Origin of the sequence: Tolypothrix tenuis PCC 7101, from assembly GCF_963874875.1 — a bacterium.
GTDB classification, from domain to species: domain Bacteria; phylum Cyanobacteriota; class Cyanobacteriia; order Cyanobacteriales; family Nostocaceae; genus Aulosira; species Aulosira tenue.
Map to the genome: position 1 here is coordinate 1 of NZ_CAWNJS010000005.1, position 15,931 is coordinate 15,931.

Sequence of the window (15,931 nt, forward strand, 5' to 3'; positions counted from 1 at the left end):
GGCTGGGAATAGTTTGGGATTTAAAAACTCCTCCCCAAAAAATATATGAACATTTGTCTTTAATTATCACACATCAAAGTTCTAAAACCCTCTAGCCAAGTTCAAAATATTTTTTGGATTAACAATTGGGGGTAAAGTTGTTAGTATCACTGTCTCTGGCTTCAACAATAGTATGCAAGTCTTTGAGGAAATAATTCCCTGCCCTTCACAGTGTTCTTTGGGAATTTGATATACGAAACAAACTCATATATTTAAAAAATACTTAAACCTTTTATCTTTCAAAGCAAACCCTGCTGTTTGAAATCAGGTTTAATACCAATTTTTTATGAGGCTGCATAAAATTCGATTCCCCTTTTTCAAGGGGGTAACTAGAATCAAAGTCCCCTTTTTAAGGGGGATTTAGGGGTATCTATATATATGCAACTTCATATTAAATTGGTATAAAAAAAGTTTGAATAGCGTAAAAGTTGGATATTTTGCACTGATAAATTAATTTTTTAACAATAGCCTACCATTAGACGGAACTAAAATTATCTTTTAAGTAATACAATAGTATTAAGGCTAAAAATATTTATTGCAGAAATAGCTTCACCAGCTAAAAAAAGTAAATCAAAAATGTATCTTTAGAAATACATCTTTTGAGTTTATTTATTTTTAAAGAACAAAGTCAACTAAGTCATAGTCCGACAAATAGGTATATAAATTACATTCTTGGTGTAAATAATTTTGTCGAAAATTGACAGCAATTCTAGCTATAAAAAATAACAATAACCTAAAAGGAAAAAATGCCAAGACTCGTAGGACATCGCTCTCATACTGGAGCAAACATCACCATTCTCATCATTATTCTCGCCATCTTCGGAGTAATCTACGAATACTTTGGTGTGATTAATATTGTTCCTGGTTTTGGTCGAGAAGGACGAGATTTTCAGCTAAAAAGTCAGCCAACTAACGAACAAGTCACTGGACAACCAAATCAATAAAAACTGCGAGGAATAAATGCGTAAAGGTAGTGATATTATCGATAAAGTTGTCGTCACATACGACGCTGGTAAAAAAATTGAGCGAATTGGAGATTTAATTTTCGACCAAAATCGCAATCAAATTTTGGGCTTTTTAGTTGAAGAGAAGGGACTATTTCGGGATGCAAAAGTAATTCCTCTGCAAGAGGTGCGAGCTATAGGGTTAGATGCGATCGTCGTTAACTCAAAAGCATCTGTTATTGAGGCACATCTTGTTCCGGCAATTAAAGAGATTTTGCACCAGAATATCGTGCTGAGAGGCACGAGAATTCTCACCACAGAGGGACTCGATCTAGGGGGACTGGTTGATTTGTTCTTTGATGAACATAGTGGACTGGTGGAAGGATACGAAGTTTCAGGCGGTGTGTTTGCCGATGCTTACTCTGGGCGATCGTTTGTGCCTGCTCCCGAAACGCTGAAAATTGGTGCTGATGTTGCTTTTGTGCCTCCAGAAACTGCTCAAATGATGGCAGAACAGGTCGGTGGTATCCGAGGAGCCGTTAACGCAACTGAAGATAGATTCCAAGACTCTGCTGAAACTGCTAACCGCAGACTACAAACAGCAGCTCAAACCGTAAATGAGCAACTGCAAAGCTCGGTAGAGAACGTGAACCGTAGTCTACAACAAGCAAGACAGAATGCAAGTGAGCAATTGCAGACGGTAACTGATGCTACTAGCAGCAAACTGCAAGACCTGAATCGAGATGCGTCTGCTTCGCTGACAAATAATCTGATTGACCCTACGGAGCAAAAGGTATATGTGATTGGCAAGCACGTTGAACAGGATGTGCGGACTCCAGACGGAAATGTATTGTTACTGCAAGGCCAGGAAGTCACCCTAGTCGATGCAGAAGCAGCCGATCGCCTGGGTATTCTTGATGAACTTTATCGAGCTACCGGTGGCAGTCTAACTGCAAACATCAGTCGCAATCTGCAAGCAGCAATCCAATCTACTAGCAATCAAATTGGGAGCGCAACTCAAAGTAGCGTCGCTAATCTGCGTCACTCAGTTGATGGGGTGGCTGCACAGGTAGCGATCCTACAAGCAAAAGGGCGCAGAGTTTTGCAAACAGTACGTTCTAACGATGGCTTAATTATTGCGGCATCTGGGCAAATTGTGACCCAATCCGTTCTCGATCGTACTCAGGCTTACGGTAAAGAAGCAGAATTACTCAACGCTGCTGGTTTACATTTGGCAACCACAGCCCGTTCTAGCGCTAATGAAACTTGGTTAGACACCAAAGTTCAACTGCGCGACGGAGCAAGTGTCGCTCAAAAGAACCTCAACAGTTTCTGGCAAGCCTTGAAAAAGCAGTCTGAAAATCTACAAGGACGCAGCGAACGGGCAATGAAGAAGCAACGGATTGAACAAGCATTGGGTCGTCCAGTTACCCGTGTCATTCTTGACCCAGAAGACAACGTGATTCTGAATGTGGGCGAACTGATTACCCATCGCGCCGTTCGTCAAGCTGAAGAAAGTGGAATTTTGAATATCTTGTTGAGTTCAGTTTATACTAAGGAGCCAGAAATTTCGGACAAGGAGTTACGTGCATCAGAACACGGAATGGCAGCTTTGGTGCATCACGGTAATGGGCGATCGCAACTTGAATCTAAATCAATCGTAGTCAACTAATGCTAGATTTTAACACCTTAACTATTCAGCAACACCAGGTGTTAATTTCCGCATCTAACTAAAGTACCTTAGTGTTGATCGACTAAAGCTATCAGGAGTTTAGGCAACAATGTATAAACCGATCCTAGAAAAAGATGGGACTAAATTTGAGGGTGGAATTACTCTACAGTGGTATGTGGCAGTACATTCCCACCCTTTAGATCAAAGAAATTATTCTTACGCGATCGCTATCGATAACGTATTAGAGCGCAACCCATCCCCCATTGCAGACTTTGACTCCTGCTTGTTTGGTTGTTATGAAACAGCGTATCAAGCGCTGAATGCCGCAGTTGAGGAAGCAAATAAGATCGTGTAACTGTTTTTGCCACACAACCTAACAAGATGCGATCGCAAAGAGTAAACTGCTGCTGCCACAACCCAGATTACGGATCGTCTTGCCTAAATTTTGGAGATGGAGTTTGAGGATTGTTGACTCAAACCACTCCACCTTAGTTTACTGAGACTTATTGAGAATCTAATTAGACCTTACTTTTATTCCTGTACCAGATTTTATTCAAGAGTCCAAATGACTGACTATCTTAATATTTATCAAGATACTCTTAACTTAAAAATGGACATAGGTTATGGGGCATGGCAAAGACAGATTTTCATGCTTGATTGTGCCCAAACCTGGTGTGAATAACTAGCTTGAAAGTTCTGAGTCACCGAAGTTCAGATCGGCGGAAGCCGCCGCTCCGACTTCTCTCTGAGTAAAAATCCCCGCCTCGACTTTCATCCTTGGTTTTGCTAAAACTTGGCGTGAATGGCTGACTTAAAAAGCAAGGAACATAGAACAAGTGGATAAACAACTAATGACAAATGAAACTTGTTTGTCATGTGTCCTGTTGTATATCGTCGCCATCTATAATATTGCTTTCTCTTAATTCAACATTTTGCTCAAAAACTAAGAGCGATTCATCGACAGTTTTTTTGTACTGAAAACCATAATCTAACAAAGCTTGCTTTAAATTTTTTAACTGAAATTCGTCGATTGGATTCTTGAGGACTATCTCAATAGCTTCCTTGTTTACAGTAAAACTAAAATAGTCTTTGAACTGATTATAATCCCAGTTTAATTTTCGGGCTGCATTTAACTCAATAGCAGCTAATGTATCATCAAATTTTTTACTTTCAACCATAACTTTGTCTTAGTATATAAGCTTAACTACATTTTAACAATTACAAGAGAGAAAAAACTAAATCTCAATATTAATGAAAAGTTAAGAAGGACGGCAAAACATTTATATTTAAAAAATCAACTTTTGGATAAATGTATAAAAGGTAATTATAGAGTAGCAATTTATCGTTAATTTTTCTAAATGCTCACAAGCTCTGATCTCGACTTTATCCATTTTTTAGCAACGCTCAATCTGACGCTGAAAGCTTTGTAACACGCGAGTTTTATTTTTTCGATTTCACCGATAATCAGTTACATGAAAAAAGTGCTTGCCAAAAAGCTAGGGTTTTGCCATCCCAAGAGAAGCAAGTTCTTAATTTTGGATAAATTCGAGCACAAAATGGATGGAAAAGGCGGGTAATTACCAAGGATACACTTTCTCTACAGTAAAACAAATTTTACTAATTTTTTCTCAAAATCAATATTGTAACTTTTGGTGATAATGATTTTATATTTTCTAAGTCTGAATTTTTAAAAATACTTTTAATTTATTTGAAATAAGTGGTGAATCTTACTATAAATCAGACAAATTATACGCTATTCAAACACTTGCTTAAACATGATTTATGACAACAGGGTGTCATACTAAACCTTGTTCACAGATTTCACGCTCAGTAGGTAAAACACATGGCTGATATTGTTGATACTGCTATTAATGCTGGTTCTTTTAGTACCCTAGTAACTGCTGTCAAAGCTGCTGGTTTGGTAGATACTCTGAAAGGAACTGGGCCATTCACCGTCTTTGCACCCACTGATGAAGCCTTTGCAAAGCTTGCCAAAGGTACAGTAGACGCATTGCTTCAGGACATTCCCAAGCTCAAAAAAATCCTGACCTATCATGTTGTTTCAGGCAAAGTTATGGCGGCGGATGTGGTGAAGCTGAAATCAGCTAAAACCGTTGAAGGTGAAGATGTGAAAATTGATGCTTCTAAAGGTGTCAAGATAAATAATGCCACAGTCACAACACCAGATGTTGCTGCTGATAATGGTGTCATCCACATCATTGATACAGTGTTAATTCCTGCGTAAGCAAATGCTTAAATAGGGAATAGTATTTATAGGGCGGTGACTATTTATATTTATAGTCGCTGCCCTATAACTATCTGGATATTTTTTAGTAAAAGAATCTGGAAATAATTCATCTCTAAAACTTTTCTTACTTTTCATGTTGAAGTTAACCAACTAACCCTCGAAATCAAACAGCCACTTGTCATGCTGTAGAAGAAAGGATGCTATGTTCTTGCTCTCTAAAAGTTCACTCGTTTTGGGAATTACTGAGTGTTTTTAGCACTCGTTGCACATGAAATCTTGATTGGCGTAGCTATGTATCCAAGTAATAGATTTCTTAATAATCTTTCAGCCCTCCAAGGGTTGCAAGTACTCATCGTAGACAATAATGTCGATTGCTGCGATTTGATGATGATCCTGTTGCAACTTTATGGTGTTGAGGTAAAACAAGCGTTTTCAGTTCCGCAAGCTCTGGAGATATTTGAGCAATGGCAACCTTATATCGTCGTCAGTGACATTAGCTTGCCCAACGAAGATGGCTATGCCCTGATTCAAAAAGTGAAAAGCAAAGCGAAAGAGCGAGGGCAAGTGGTGTTAGGAATTGCTGTGACAGGCTACGCCGATGAAAAGATGCGTCAACGTGGTTTGTCTACTGGGTTTGACTTATGGTTTACTAAACCCCTGGATATTGATGAGTTCGTGGTTATGCTTGCCTGTTTAGCTATTTACCAACAGTCCTCAGATGCGATCGCACAACCGATTTTGAGTCATGTTCCTAGACATAGTGATTTAAGTCTTGAACAGCAGTTAGAAACATCAGTTTCAAGTGATCATCACCATTTTTGAAACACTATCAATTAATGTAATTTCGTTCTGGAGATTTTGAAAAATGTCATTTACTATCGAGTCTGCACGCTCCATTTTTCCTGAAACTCAAGTTGCTAATGGTATTCCAGCTACGATTGAATCATTCAATCAGCTCAGTGCAGAGGATCAGTTGGCTTTACTTTGGTTTGCCTATACCGAGATGGGAGTTACAATCACTCCTGCTGCTATGGGAGCAGCCAATATGGTCTTCGCAGAAACAACCCTGACTCAAATCAAGCAGATGTCTGCTATAGAGCAAACGCAAGTTATGTGCGATCTAGTTAACCATAGTGATACTCCCATCTGCCGTACATATTCATCTTTCGGCACAAATATCAAGTTGGGCTTCTGGTATCAGTTAGGCGAGTGGATGAAACAAGGAATCGTTGCTCCCATTCCAGAAAGTTATAAACTGTCTCCACAGGCATCTGATGTCCTCCAAGCTATCCGTCAACTTGAAGGGGGTCAGCAACTCACCGTATTACAAAATATTGTTGTCAATATGGGGTATGCCCCAACGGTTAGCACCCAAAAAGTCAAAGAGCCTGTGGTTCCACCTAAAGACATCGCACCCAGAGCAAAGGTCACCATTGAGGGCATCAACAACTTGATAGTCCTAAGCTATATGGAGAATATGAACGCCTTTGACTTCCAAGAGGCTGTGGCTTTATTTGCGGAAGATGGTGCCCTGCAACCCCCTTTCCAAGAACCAATTGCGGGTTGGGAGAACATCCTCACCTATATGCGCGAAGAATGCTACGGACTCAAGCTCATACCAGAGCGAGGGGTATCTGAACCAGCAGAAGGAGAATTTACCCAAATTCAAGTGACGGGTAAAGTGCAAACTCCCTGGTTTGGTGACAGTGTTGGCATAAATCTAGCATGGCGGTTCTTGCTCAATCCGCAAGGCAAAATTTTCTTTGTAGCAATTGACGTGCTGGCAACTCCCCAGGAACTACTTAACATGGGTTTTAGCCAGTAGAACAAGTTTGGGGTAAACAGTGACTGGGTGGGTCTAGAGGAGTACAGTTGGTAAATATTCTATTAAAAAGGGGCTATTTCGTTAGCGAGCAACCCATTTGCAGCAGCATAACCCTCTGAACCCCTGAAACACGGGGTTTCTTTGTTTTTATCAAGCTCAATTATTAGCAATACTATTCGTTAAACCTTGGGTGCAATATGAATTAAAGATTGATAGACAAGACCCCATATTTAGTTGCAACACAGTTTTTGGAACTTTTACAAAGGTAAAGATGCTTTTAATTAACAAAGATAGAAATAATATCACAAGTATTTTTATTTTGTAAATAATTTGTTATAATAATTACATAGAACTTAAACACGAGGTCACGCCCATGCGCTACACCGATAAAGAAGGGAAGACCCTCAACCTCAATGATTGTATGACTGCTGACAGCTTCTTGATGGAAACGGAGGTTTACATCTGCGAGCCATTGGAAATGCATTTCAATCAAGAAGGAGACTTAAAAGCAGGAAAGAAACCGAACAAAGCGATCAGCTACGCTGGACGGAACGTCATCGCACATCTTCCTAGTGATGGCAGTGAACTGATCCCCGCTGAGGTTCAAGCACGTACACACAGAGAAGGCAGCCAATTACTGAATGTACCCCTCGCAACTGGCTACACATTAGATGATGAGGGAATGATCAATAACTATGCAATTCAGCCTGGTATGTCCTTGGCAGAGTATCCCTCTTCAGAACAGCAACAGCGCTACATCTTCCAAGGGGCAGTAGCTATCCTGTTTGTTGCTCTAACACTGATGACTGCATTTGCTGTCAGCTAGGTTTAACGATAGCTAGTGGTCTGTCCCATTAATTTTGCTGGGCTACAATATCCCAGACTTCTCCAGAAGCCTGGGATCTGACCACCACTAAGGGACTTCCAACTAAAAAAATATTCCATCGCTTTGTCAGCAGAGGAAGCAGACCAGAAAGAATCTGCCGCTATGAAAATGGGATAATTTATGTTCTGGAAGTCCCTCACGACTGAGAACTTATGCGATGAACCAGTAGTTAAAGTTGTTACACAACAATTGGATGCGAATTTGGGGCCATAATACAGCGTGATTCTGAGCGTTTTTTCTGAGTTATGTTAACCAAAAAATGTGATGAATATAGATGTTTCAAATAAAATTACTAGCTTATCTTTATTACTACTTTGTGTAGTTTACGCTTTCTTCGGTTGGTATCTATCTACTTATCATATTATTTGGCTTGTAGGAATTTTTATAGCGACTGTGGCTTTTTTTGGCGGACGGAAAAATAGTTCTCTGTTTGAGCGTGCGTTGAGTTTTTTTCTTCCAGGCTCGTTGGCAATTTTTATTATCTCTTTAATTGTGAGTATAATACTATTTGCTTTAGCGGTAAATAGCCCTATTTTAGGAATTCTCATTATCACCCCGCTAGCAACTACTGTTTTAGCAGAATTAGAAATGCGTCTTACTGGGTTAAACAAACTAAATGCATTAGTAATTTTAACAGTGATAGCTGGATTTGGTTTAGTATTGGGCGAAATGATAGATGTCTTGCTTGTACCTAGTAGCAGGTACTAAGTTATAGATGTTATCTCAATACAAAATATCAAGACTGATTAGAAACTAAGTTAATTAATAGCTAGTGAAATTAAAGTTTCTGAGTTTTGATGATAACTATAAATACTTATTTCCTTACTAAAATCATAATTATATCATCACAAATCAATGATAAGGAAGATAAAAAATGCAAGTTATATCCCCTAACTCGAGTCAATTACTGACTCTTAATCTAACTGATACCAGCCAAATAAATACAACTACATATACCTGGAACTCTGTGTGGAGTCACCATATTTGCCCTTGCTGTTCATATTGTTTACTCCGTCATATAAGTAACGGTGGTATTTACTGGCGTTGTAGTCATTGTTATCAAAAAATGCCAGTTTGGGACATATCTAAGTGCAGAACTAGCTACTCTAGCTTTCTTCCTCTACAAGATTGCCAAGCCAAACATTAATATTAAAATCTCACAAATTAGCTAGAAAACTAATGCTCGACTTTAACACGTTAACTGAATTCTCAAGCACATACTGCATTGCCATTTGTGCTTTTCTAATTCCAGCGAATCTGCTTGCTACCTTATTGACAATAACGTTTACACTATTGCATCGTCCGACTGTTCAGGTCTGGCAAGCTGCTGGAATTGGCAGTATCTTTGCTCTACTCATGATACTGCATGTACTTGCTTGGTTCATGATGGGAGTAGTTATGGCTCCTACATACATTTTGTTGGGTTTGGCAAGCATCTGTTTATTAGCAAATTTAGGGGCAATTCTTAGACATAGACGCTTTGTGAGAGCTGATAATTACAATACAGTTGATACTTGTATTTAAAAACACTAAATTCTAGTAATTTAAGTTAATCAGCGTGTATCTTACTCTCCAGCAAGTGGGATGTTGAATACACCATTCAGTTTCAGCGAGGGATACAGTTTCTTGGAGGTTTTTTATGAATATCTTACTCCTGTATACCCTTTTTCCCAAAAGCTTTTGGTCGTTTGAGAAGACCCTGGCATTGCTCAATCGCAAAGCGATGTTGCCGCCGCTTACCCGTGTGATCGCAAATTTACAAACCTGATACCAGCCTATTCTACGCAAGAAAGGTGCGCGGTAATGGCTCCTATAATTTTTGATATATATAGCTTTGAAGCAAGTAATAATTATACCGCTTTTATCACTTTCGGGAGAGAATAATCTGGAATGCTTACAGCATAAGACTTTTACCAAAAAACCATGATTTCAGCCATTGTGTTAGAAAATAAACGCTCAAATGACCGTTCTATCTACAGTTCAAAATTTGCTTTGATTTTTCTTTTCCTGGAGTGACAAAACAGGGTTATCCTTGCTTAATTTTTTTGGCTCTTCCGTAGGTGTTATGCTAAATTTTAAACTCAAATTAGAGATTTGCCTTTAAAATAAAGGGTTTCAGGCAGTTATAACCTAGATTTTCTTCCCAAAGCTAAAACGTCAACATTAAAAGCTGTGTTTGTTCCCCAGCAAGGGATATGAGCTAATTTATAGACGTTTTTAGCATAACAAGTAATGAAGAACCATTTTTTCTTACTGCTACTAAATTCCATAAAGAAATTACTCATAATCATCTCGGCTCAATACCGTAATGTTACTGATTTCGCAGGCGGCGGAATTTTTATTATTAATCCTTGGTCAGAGAAATCCCCATAATTAATTTTTTAAAAAAACAGTTTAATGCCAAACCCTCTCTTGAGTTTCTTTTTGTTGTGGGAGCGATGGTGCAGAACACCAGCCGGAGGCGATCGCTTGTTTCACCTGTGGCTACTCATCCATCTGGGTACCCAGATTTTTGATTTGCTCTAAAGCTTCTACTACACCAACTTCATCAGCTATTCGGATAAAAGCATTGGCTAATTCCTCCAGTAAGTCACTGCGATCCACTTCTACCCCTTCATCAGCTAAATCCATCAACACACGGTTAATCTGCCTACTCAACTTTTTAGGAATGCGAAAGGTTGTTTGTGTGTAGTCGGGATTCTCACGCTTGGCTAGTTTATCTTTATTCTTGGATTTTCTAGCTGTCTGAGTATCTGACTGTCCAGGTTTTTGAATGTCTGGGTATCCAGATGGCTGAGTATCTGAGTTTATAGCTACCTGGGTTTTTGACTGTTTAGGTTTTTGGTTTTTGGTATGGGTAGATAGTTGGCTTGATGAATGTTCAACTGTTTGAGTATCTGGCTGTTCGGGTTTTTGGCTGTCTGGGTATCCAGATGGCTGAATATCTGAATTTGTAGCTACCTGGGTTTTCATAGAGGTGGATTGTTGGCTTGATGAATGTTCAACTGTCTGAGTATCTGGCTGTTCGGGTAGCTGATTTTCTGGGTACCCAGATGTTTGGGTACTTTCTTGTGCTGCACCTAAAACTTCGCTAAATCGGCTCACCCTTTTACTGCCTGAATTACTTCGTTTTTTATTGCTGTCCAATCCCGCCATGCTACTTTCCCCCCGCGAACTTTATGAATAGGAACTCCACTAGCCACCGCATCCTTATAAGCTTTGTAAAACCGAATTCCGCGACTAAAAACTGGATAATTCTGTATTTTTAATGCTTCCATCGCCTCTTGACCATCTTTTTGAGGAGGAGGAGGAATCATTGTTAGTAGAACTTTCCAGTTTGTATCTTGTGGCAAGGATTTTGCCATCAGTGCCATTGCATCCATACTCAATATGTCTGGTGGAGTTGGGACAATAAGCAAATCACAACCCCTTGCTAAATCTTCCACTTCCGCATCATTAGGACGGGCGGGTGTGTCAAAAATGATGTACTCGAACTTTTGAGATCGCATTAGCTTGGCCGCTTCTTTTTCTCCGCAGACCTGAAACGGTAGCCCCCCAGGCCTTGCCCAAGTGGTTGCTGAACGGTTCGGATCGGCATCGATCACTAAGGTTGCCCCATCATCACAAAACAGTGAGGCGAGGCAGATAGCTGAAGTGGTTTTTGATACTCCGCCCTTAAATGAGCTAAGAGAGATGATTGGCATAATCTCCCCTTGTAAAAGATGCAAAAATCATATCGCAACCTGGGTATCCAGATGGCTGAGTATCTGGTTTTTTAGGTAGCTGGGTTTGTGGCTGTTCAGAATTCTGGGTTTTCATAAAGGTGGATAGTTGGCTGGATAAATGTCCAACTGTCTGTATGAGTATCTGGCTGTTCGGGTAGCTGAATATTTGGGTATCCAGATGGCTGAATATCTGTTTTTTTAGGTAGCTGGGTTTGTGGCTGTTCAGAATTCTGGGTTTTCATAAAAGTGGATAGTTGGCTGGATAGATGTCCAACCGTCTGAGTATCTGGCTGTTCGGGTAGCTGAATGTCTGGGTATCCAGATATTCATACAACCGGAATCTAGTAACTCATACTCAACAATTTTCAGAAGTACCTTAATTATGCTGTTACTTTCCTCACGAGAAATAAAAGCATAATATCGCAAAGGAGGTACACGGCTAGTTGAATGTACAAATACCTGGGTATCCAGATATTTAACTACCTGAGTATCCAGCTATCCAAATCAGGTGTATACGGATCATGCTTCTAAACATCTAGATCAGGTTCTATAAAATATACTTGCCATTCCCCTTCTTCTTGCTCTGGAGGTTGACCATGAGATTCTAGAACTTGTGGTTGTTTTATCTTCCGATTGTCAGTGTCAATTTTCTCTAGGTATAAATCAAATTCCCATTCTTCCAATAAATCAAAGATAAATTGTAAATGATTACCTACCTCTAGGGATAAATCACCTAAGCGAAAATCGCAGGTATTAGGGGGAATTTCGACAAAAGGATGATTAAATTCCCTAGTTCTTCCTAAACGGTCTTTGTGAATAAATCTGTAGAGGTGTTCCGGGTCAAAATCAAATGCTTGCACAATTGCAACAGCGACTTCATCTAAATTTAAATTACTAGGAATAGCAATCCGCCGCCAAGCATCTTGCAAAGTGACTTTAAATATATGAATACCCTCTGTAAAACCGCCTTTGGCAATCACTAAAGTTTGTGACCATTCAGGAAAATAAGGCTGGAAATAAGGTTTTAAATTGTCAAAAGCAATGCGAAAATCTTCTCTAATTTCGGCATAATCTTCTACTTTTATATTTGAGCGGCTTTCTGTTAACACAGCCATAATGGCATTACCCCAAGGTAAGGGCTTTACATGAGTAAAACGCCAGCCTTTAGCGGCTTGTGGTTTTCCTGATACCAGTTCAATTAATCCAAATAAATGTAAAAGAGCGAGATTATGGAAACCTGGATAATAAACTAATTTATCTTGTTCTGAATAATTAGAAAAATTTAATCCTGATACTGAAAGTTGTTCCCAAAATAATAAACAGCGATATGCTTGGTCAAACATATCTCGTTGGTCGCCTAATAGTTCACTTTCTCCCCAAACCAACCAAGATTCTAACAGGGTGAAATATTGTTCTGTGGGGTTTAATCCTTGCCAAATTTGCAGAATATTGTCGTCTAAAACTAATTTAGTCTTTTTACCTTCAGTAATAACTTGAGACAGTCCAGAGGTGCGGAGTAGGAAATAAAGACCGTGAATATAAGGATAGGATTTCTGGACAGGACGTTTGAGATTAATATCTATAGAAGAACTTAATTGAGAGTTAAGTTGCTGGAGATATTTAAGGGAGAATTGGTGATGAGTGCTACTAACTTCAACGCCGTCGGGTTGGAGAAATTCTAAAATAGTTTGAAAATCCCGCAGAATTCTTCCTGGGGTATTTTGACTAATAGTTTGTTGTTGAAGTAGTTGTTTTTTATCTTCCGTAAGTGGTAGTTTATCTCTGATTTGCTCTGGAATAAGAGAAAATAGTTTAATCATTTGACTTGAGAGGAGGAATTTGTTCAACGGTTAATGTAACAACTTGGCAATCTTGCCCAATACTAATAGATTCTCCTAAATAGCGGTGTCTTTCAATAGCTTTATAAATCAAAAAATGTAAATGTCTACAAATATTTATCACATCACCCATATTAATAATTTAACCTCTATTCTCAACTCTGGTGGTTTACTTGCAAATAGTCAACTTAGACAACAACAAACCAAATATCTTGACATTGCACATGGACACATTCAAGATAGACGCTCTACAACTCCAGTTCCCTGTAGCGCAGGTGGCTACTTACATGATTATGTACCCTTTTATTTTGCCCCACGTTCACCTATGCTTTACGCCATTCATAAACAAAACGTAGAAGGCTATAGTGGCGGACAACAACTAATTATTCATCTAGTTAGTGAAGTAGAATTAATCGCTGATTCTGGAACCATTTTTGCCTTTACAGACGGACATGCTATCATGGCATATAGCGATTTTTATAACGAAATATCTGCTTTAGAATATGTCATTGATTGGGAATTGATGGCATCAAAATACTGGTTTAATACACCAGAAGACCCAAATCGTAAATGTAGAAGACAAGCCGAATTTTTACTATATGAATTTTGTCCTTGGAATTTGATTACAGAAGTGGGAGTGATCAATAGTAAAGTCGCCCAACAAGTTAGACAAATATTCAAAAATTTTAATATTCAAACCCCTGTTAATATTTATTCCCCTTGGTATTACTAAATTATTCAATAAAATAGTACGATAAAATAAGAGATTCAGTGAAAGCGATGATTGAATTTAAGCAAGGCAACTTGTTAGTAGAACCAGCCCAAGCCCTAGTAAACACAGTTAATTGTGTTGGGGTTATGGGTAAAGGTATCGCTTTGCAATTTAAGCAAGCCTATCCTGAAAACTTCCGTCAATACGAAAAAGCCTGTCGCGCTGGGGAAGTACAGCCAGGGCGGATGTTTACAGTAGCCACAGGTAGTTTATTGAATCCTCAGTACATCATTAACTTTCCCACCAAGCGGCACTGGAAAGGTAAATCAAAAATAGAAGATATCAAAAGTGGACTGGTGGACTTAGTAAGAGAAGTCCAACAATTAGGTATTAGCTCAATTGCCATTCCCCCACTAGGATGTGGCAATGGAGGTTTAGACTGGGGACAAGTCAAACCCCTGATAGAATCAGCCTTTGCCCAATTGTCAGAAGTGCAAGTAATAATTTTTGAGCCAACAGGCGCACCAGCATCTGAAACAATGCCTGTTGCAACCAAAAAGCCGAACATGACCCGCGCCCGTGCCTTATTCATTCGCCTGCTAGAACTATACGGAATTCCAGGCTATGAGTTGACCAAGCTAGAAATCCAGAAACTTGCCTATTTCCTACAAGAAGCTGGAGAGCCGTTAAAGCTCCCTTATGTAAAACATCAATATGGCCCATACGCTCATAATCTCAATCATGTCTTGAAACATATTGAAGGGCATTACATTCGCGGCTATGGTGATGGAACTGCCAAAGCTGAAAGTGCCGAAATTTATGTTTTACCAGAAGCAAGAGTGGCTGCACAAACTTTTTTAACAACAGAACCAGAAGCGCAGGAGCGGTTAGAGCGAGTTAGCAATCTCATCACTGGTTTTGAAACTCCCTATGGTATGGAACTGTTGGCAACAGTCCACTGGGTAGCTACCAAAGAAACTACTCCAGCCCAAGATAGCGAACAGGCGATCTCCTTGGTGCATTCTTGGAGCGATGCCTGCGGCAACCTGACGGAGCGCAAACGCAAAATCTTCAAGCCTGAGCATATTCGCAAAGCTTGGCAGAGGCTGTACCAACAAAACTGGTTAACTTCAAAAGCAGGGCATGAGGAAAGGTAAAGTCAGGGGTCATCGTGCCAATTTGGGAAGAACATCTTAATAGCTGACTCTTAGCGTCTAGGTCACACAAACTTTCGGAATTCTACCAAATGCTTTTCGTAAAATAAAATTATCTTCCACTTAAGAAAGCAACATGGTTATCCCAGAACTCGAACAGCAACTTCTTAAACTTGACCCCAACGATAAACTGTATATCATCCAACTTCTGGCACAAAGCCTGACTACAGAAAAAAACAATACCGACCCAGAGCAACTAAGCAAACTAAGAGAATCTCCCGAAGTTGAACTCACTGAAAAATTAGACCTTACCCGATTATTAAACACTCTTATTGAGTCCCTACAACCACAAATCCCAACCGAAATAAGAGAATATCCCCAGCCTCAATTCTATGGATGTATCCCTGATGAAACATTCTTCCGCCATCCCCAAGGACAACAACCAGAACGCGAACCAATATTGTGAAATTCCTGCTCGATACTAACACCTGCATTATCTATATGCGTGGTAAAAATACCACCTTAAAGCAGAAACTAGAATCTACTCTCACTAGCGATATTGCTGTTTGCTCAATCGTCAAAGCTGAACTATTTTATGGTGCAATCAAAAGTGCCAATCCAGAACGTAATCTTACTTTACAGCAAGAATTTTTAGCTCAATTTATATCACTACCCTTTGACGATTTAGCAGCAATGACATTTGGAACAATTCGCTCTCAACTAGAAATATTAGGCACTCCAATTGGCGCGTATGATTTACAAATTGCCGCTATCGCCCTCTCCAATAACTTAACCCTCATCACCCATAACACTAGAGAATTCCAGCGTGTTAATAACTTGCTGATTGAAGATTGGGAGATAGATAGCTGACTACAAGAGAACTTGTAT

Annotated in this window: 18 protein-coding genes; 13 read left to right on the top strand and 5 right to left on the bottom strand. The window is 39.4% G+C overall.

The annotated features are described in order from the left end of the window. Positions 1–785 precede the first annotated feature (785 nt). The 3 genes from AACU25_RS36480 (at position 786) to AACU25_RS36490 (ending at position 3,010) form a co-directional block, all read left to right on the top strand. Positions 786–983, top strand: a complete 198-nt coding sequence (locus tag AACU25_RS36480; RefSeq protein ID WP_096585582.1) for a hypothetical protein — start codon at positions 786–788, stop codon at positions 981–983. 16 nt (positions 984–999) lie between these two features. Next, complete coding sequence (locus AACU25_RS36485; RefSeq protein WP_096585585.1) at positions 1,000–2,655, top strand: PRC-barrel domain-containing protein; 1,656 nt, start codon at positions 1,000–1,002, stop codon at positions 2,653–2,655. A gap of 109 nt (positions 2,656–2,764) precedes the next feature. Further along, positions 2,765–3,010 carry a hypothetical protein gene (locus AACU25_RS36490; protein WP_096585588.1) on the top strand — a complete coding sequence of 82 codons (246 nt, stop codon included), beginning with the start codon at positions 2,765–2,767 and terminating at the stop codon, positions 3,008–3,010. 517 nt (positions 3,011–3,527) lie between these two features. Here AACU25_RS36490 and AACU25_RS36495 read toward each other — a convergent pair. Then, positions 3,528–3,833 carry a hypothetical protein gene (locus AACU25_RS36495; RefSeq protein ID WP_096585591.1) on the bottom strand — a complete coding sequence of 102 codons (306 nt, stop codon included), beginning with the start codon at positions 3,831–3,833 and terminating at the stop codon, positions 3,528–3,530. Between the two features lie 665 nt (positions 3,834–4,498). Here AACU25_RS36495 and AACU25_RS36500 point away from each other — a divergent pair. From AACU25_RS36500 to AACU25_RS36525, 6 genes are all read left to right on the top strand, one after another. Next, entirely contained in the window at positions 4,499–4,900 is a 402-nt protein-coding gene (locus AACU25_RS36500) for a fasciclin domain-containing protein (protein ID WP_096585594.1), read from the top strand. 249 nt (positions 4,901–5,149) lie between these two features. Further along, entirely contained in the window at positions 5,150–5,725 is a 576-nt protein-coding gene (locus AACU25_RS36505) for a response regulator (protein WP_321206846.1), read from the top strand. Between the two features lie 43 nt (positions 5,726–5,768). Beyond that, complete coding sequence (locus tag AACU25_RS36510) at positions 5,769–6,728, top strand: orange carotenoid-binding protein (protein WP_096585597.1); 960 nt, start codon at positions 5,769–5,771, stop codon at positions 6,726–6,728. Positions 6,729–7,206: 478 nt separating this feature from the next. Further along, positions 7,207–7,554: a photosystem II assembly protein Psb34 gene (psb34, locus tag AACU25_RS36515; RefSeq protein ID WP_339382138.1), complete on the top strand. Its 348-nt coding sequence runs from the start codon at positions 7,207–7,209 to the stop codon at positions 7,552–7,554. Positions 7,555–7,878: 324 nt separating this feature from the next. Further along, positions 7,879–8,322 (top strand): hypothetical protein, encoded by a 444-nt coding sequence (locus tag AACU25_RS36520; RefSeq protein WP_096585602.1) that lies wholly within the window; start codon positions 7,879–7,881, stop codon positions 8,320–8,322. Between the two features lie 471 nt (positions 8,323–8,793). Next, positions 8,794–9,138 carry a hypothetical protein gene (locus AACU25_RS36525; protein ID WP_096585605.1) on the top strand — a complete coding sequence of 115 codons (345 nt, stop codon included), beginning with the start codon at positions 8,794–8,796 and terminating at the stop codon, positions 9,136–9,138. Positions 9,139–10,098: 960 nt separating this feature from the next. On the opposite strand, the gene AACU25_RS36530 is transcribed toward AACU25_RS36525, so the two are convergent. The 4 genes from AACU25_RS36530 to AACU25_RS36545 all read right to left on the bottom strand — a co-directional run bounded on the left by AACU25_RS36530 (position 10,099) and on the right by AACU25_RS36545 (position 13,159). Continuing rightward, entirely contained in the window at positions 10,099–10,719 is a 621-nt protein-coding gene (locus AACU25_RS36530; protein ID WP_096585607.1) for a hypothetical protein, read from the bottom strand. Then, on the bottom strand, positions 10,716–11,318 hold the full coding sequence (locus tag AACU25_RS36535; RefSeq protein WP_096585610.1) for a ParA family protein: 603 nt from the start codon (positions 11,316–11,318) through the stop codon (positions 10,716–10,718). Before AACU25_RS36535 ends, AACU25_RS36530 begins: the two co-directional genes overlap by 4 nt. A 95-nt stretch (positions 11,319–11,413) precedes the next feature. Beyond that, entirely contained in the window at positions 11,414–11,581 is a 168-nt protein-coding gene (locus tag AACU25_RS36540; RefSeq protein ID WP_190445955.1) for a hypothetical protein, read from the bottom strand. A 285-nt stretch (positions 11,582–11,866) separates the two neighbouring features. After that, positions 11,867–13,159 carry an IS1096 element passenger TnpR family protein gene (locus AACU25_RS36545; protein ID WP_096585613.1) on the bottom strand — a complete coding sequence of 431 codons (1,293 nt, stop codon included), beginning with the start codon at positions 13,157–13,159 and terminating at the stop codon, positions 11,867–11,869. Positions 13,160–13,280: 121 nt separating this feature from the next. Here AACU25_RS36545 and darT point away from each other — a divergent pair, with 121 nt between their 5' ends. The 4 genes from darT to vapC all read left to right on the top strand — a co-directional run bounded on the left by darT (position 13,281) and on the right by vapC (position 15,913). Then, positions 13,281–13,910, top strand: a complete 630-nt coding sequence (gene darT, locus AACU25_RS36550; protein WP_096585616.1) for a type II toxin-antitoxin system toxin DNA ADP-ribosyl transferase DarT — start codon at positions 13,281–13,283, stop codon at positions 13,908–13,910. A gap of 47 nt (positions 13,911–13,957) precedes the next feature. Continuing rightward, positions 13,958–15,046: a type II toxin-antitoxin system antitoxin DNA ADP-ribosyl glycohydrolase DarG gene (gene darG, locus AACU25_RS36555; RefSeq protein ID WP_096585619.1), complete on the top strand. Its 1,089-nt coding sequence runs from the start codon at positions 13,958–13,960 to the stop codon at positions 15,044–15,046. A 133-nt stretch (positions 15,047–15,179) separates the two neighbouring features. Then, positions 15,180–15,509 carry a hypothetical protein gene (locus AACU25_RS36560; protein ID WP_190445956.1) on the top strand — a complete coding sequence of 110 codons (330 nt, stop codon included), beginning with the start codon at positions 15,180–15,182 and terminating at the stop codon, positions 15,507–15,509. Then, a complete protein-coding gene (gene vapC / locus AACU25_RS36565; protein WP_096585622.1) occupies positions 15,506–15,913 on the top strand; it encodes a type II toxin-antitoxin system tRNA(fMet)-specific endonuclease VapC in 408 nt (135 codons plus the stop codon). The genes AACU25_RS36560 and vapC overlap by 4 nt, the downstream gene beginning before the upstream one ends. The last annotated feature ends 18 nt before the right edge of the window (positions 15,914–15,931 follow it).